The organism is Arthrobacter sp. JCM 19049 (genome assembly GCF_001310435.1).
Genome location: NZ_BAXF01000254.1, coordinates 1 through 3,085, shown reverse-complemented (window position 1 = coordinate 3,085; position 3,085 = coordinate 1). Strand labels below are relative to the sequence as shown.

The 3,085-nt window shown below is 64.1% G+C and carries 3 pseudogenes; 1 reads left to right on the top strand and 2 read right to left on the bottom strand.

Going from position 1 to position 3,085, the window contains the following annotated elements:
• Both JCM19049_RS20170 and JCM19049_RS20165 read right to left on the bottom strand, forming a co-directional pair.
• Positions 1 to 336: pseudogene (locus JCM19049_RS20170) on the bottom strand (DNA-formamidopyrimidine glycosylase family protein); the annotation flags it as partial.
• A 2-nt stretch (positions 337 to 338) separates the two neighbouring features.
• Positions 339 to 811, bottom strand: a pseudogene (locus JCM19049_RS20165) (ribose-5-phosphate isomerase).
• A 330-nt stretch (positions 812 to 1,141) separates the two neighbouring features.
• Between JCM19049_RS20165 and pepN the strand changes: the two are divergent.
• A pseudogene (gene pepN, locus JCM19049_RS10490) lies at positions 1,142 to 3,085 on the top strand (aminopeptidase N); the annotation flags it as partial.

Genomic DNA, 3,085 nt, shown 5'->3' with positions numbered 1-3,085 from the left:
GGCTCGGGCGGGCCCAGGTATTCCCCGTTGGCCTCGGCGGCAACTTCCCGTTCGCCAATGCGCCGGGGCGCACCGATGGAGGAGGCGCCGCGGAAGAACTCGTCCCCGCCAAAGTCGAAGGCGCCGTAGAGTCCGAGGTGGATTCGCAGGTACAGGTCGTTGGAGAACTGGCAGAACAATTGCTTGCCCTTGGCCCACGCACGTTCCAGCTGCTGGCCGCTGATGCGTTCGGCGTCGGCGGCGAACCGTCTGCGGGGATGAAACCTGAACCGCCTGGCCGGCGAAGACGTCGTCGAATTGGCGGGCCAGGCGGTGCAGTGAATGTCCTTCCGGCACGGCTAGTCGATGACCTCGCCGGTGGTTTCATAGGTGGCGATCTTGCCGATGCGTCGGCTGTGGCGCTCGGCACCGCTGAACGGTTCGGCCAGGAAGGCTCGATGATGGCGGTCGCTTCCTGCGTCGAGTGCTGACGGCCGCCCACGGCGACCACGTTGGCGTCATTGTGCTGGCGTGCCAATTGAGCAGTGTCCAGGTTCCAGGCCAGGGCCGCGCGCACCCCTTCGACCTTGTTCGCGGCGATCTGCTCGCCGTTGCCCGAACCACCCAGCACGATTCCCAGCGCCTCAACCCCGGCCCGTTGGTCATTGATCACCGCGCGGGCCGCGTTGATGCAAAAGGCAGGGTAGTCATCTTCCGGGTCGTAGGAGCTCGGTCCATGGTTGACCATCTCGTAGCCCTTGGCGGTCAGGTGCTTGACCAGGTGGTCGCTCAGTTCCAGGCCGGCGTGGTCGGTGGCGATGTGCACGCGCATAGGTTGTCCCTCTTCGTGTTTTTGCTTCGATGACATTTTGCCCCGGGGGCGGAGGTCTTCTGTGGCCGCTGCCGTCATTGGCGGCGAGCACCACTCCAGCTTATCCACCGGCGCTGGGGTTCGCGCATTGTGTAGCGTCTTCGCGCAGACTCCCCCGTCGGCAGCGCCTGCCCCGGTCGGCCGGGGCGGGGCCGGCGGAAGCGGAAATATCCGCCAAATGACTTGCGCCACCCCCTTGCCGCAGTGGCAGAATAGGGGCTAGTTGTTCAATAGATATTTCAGATTTCCCTAATGCGGCGCACGAGCCGCATGGATGCGGAGCGAATGCATATGCCCGGAATGAACCTGACCCGTGACGAGGCCATCGAACGCGCCAACACGCTGCGTGTTGAAAGCTACGAGGTGGAGCTGGACCTGACCAAGGGTGAGCGGGTCTTCGGCTCACGCACCACAGTGCGCTTCACCGCTACCGCAGGCGCTTCAAGCTTCATCGACGCGGTCACCGACACCGTCCGCTCGGTCACCCTGAACGGTACCGAACTGGATCCCTCCGAGGTCAGCGACGGCGTACGCATCCAGCTGCCGCACCTGGCGGCGGAAAACACCCTGGTGATCGACGCTGATGCGCTGTACATGAACACCGGTGAGGGCCTGCACCGTTTCGTGGATCCGGTGGATGACGAGGTTTACCTGTACACCCAGTTCGAGGTGGCCGACTCACGGCGCATGTTCGCCGTCTTCGAGCAGCCGGATTTGAAGGCCAGTTTCCAGTTTTCCGTCACCGCCCCGAAGCACTGGAACGTGGTCTCCAACTCCCCCACCCCGCATCCGCAAATGCTGCAGGAGGGCAAGGCCCGGTGGGACTTCTCCCCCACCCAGCGCATTTCCTGCTACATCACCGCGCTGATCGCCGGACCGTACCAGGTGCAGCGCGATTCGCTGGTTTCCCGCGATGGGCGCACCATTGAATTGGGCGTGTTCGCCCGCTCCTCGATGATGGAATACCTGGATTTCGAGAACATCATCACCGTCACCAAGCAGGGCTTTGAGTTCTTCGAGAAGAACTTCGCCGTGCCCTACCCGTTCGTGAAATACGACCAGCTCTTCGTCCCGGAGTTCAATGCCGGAGCCATGGAAAACGCCGGGGCGGTCACGTTCCTGGAAGACTACGTCTTCCGCTCACGTCCCACCCACGCCATGGTCGAACGCCGGGCCATCACCATCCTGCACGAGCTGGCGCACATGTGGTTCGGCGACCTGGTCACCATGAAGTGGTGGAACGACTTGTGGCTGAACGAGTCCTTCGCGGAGTTCATGTCCACCCTGCTGCGGCGGAAAACACGGAATTCACCAGCTCCTGGACCACCTTCAACATGTTGGAGAAGAACTGGGCCTACCGCCAGGATCAGCTGCCCTCCACCCACCCGGTGGTCGCCGAGATGCGGGACCTGGCCGACGTGGAGGTCAACTTCGATGGCATCACCTACGCCAAGGGCGCCTCCGTGCTGCGCCAGCTGGTCGCCTTCGTGGGCCAGGAGGAGTTCATGGCCGGGGTGCGCAGCTACTTCGCCAAGCACGCCTGGCAGAACACCGAACTGCCGGACCTGCTGCGGGAACTGGAGACAGCCTCCGGCCGCGACCTGAGCAACTGGTCCGGCCAGTGGCTGGAAACCGCCGGGGTCAACACGCTCACCGCCGCCATCGAGGCCGATGAGAACGGAACCATCACCGACTTCAGCATCCGGCAGAGCGCGGTCACCGACTACCCCACGATCCGCGACCACCGTCTGGCCGTGGGCTTCTACAGCCTGAATGACTCCGGCCAGCTGGTGCGCACCCACCGCGAGGAACTGGATGTCACCGGCGAAAGCACCCCGGTGCCCGCACTGGTGGGACTGCAGCGTCCAGACCTCGTGCTGCTCAACGACGACGACCTGACCTACGCGAAGATCCGTCTCGACGAGCGTTCCCTGGCCACCGCCACGAAGCATCTGAAGGACTTCACGGAGTCCCTGCCGCGCACCCTGGTCTGGAGTGCCGCCTGGGATGCGGTGCGCGATGCCGAGGCCCCGGCCAGCACCTATGTGCAGCTGCTGCTGAACAACATCGGCCACGAGGTGGACTCCTCGGTGATCATGGTGCTGCTGCGCCAGCTGAACACCGCATTGGACTTCTACGTGAACGAACAGGCACGCGAACAGTCGGGCATCGACGCCGCAGACCGACTGTGGGAGCTGGCGGGCAACGCCGAGCCGGGCTCCGACGCGCAACTGC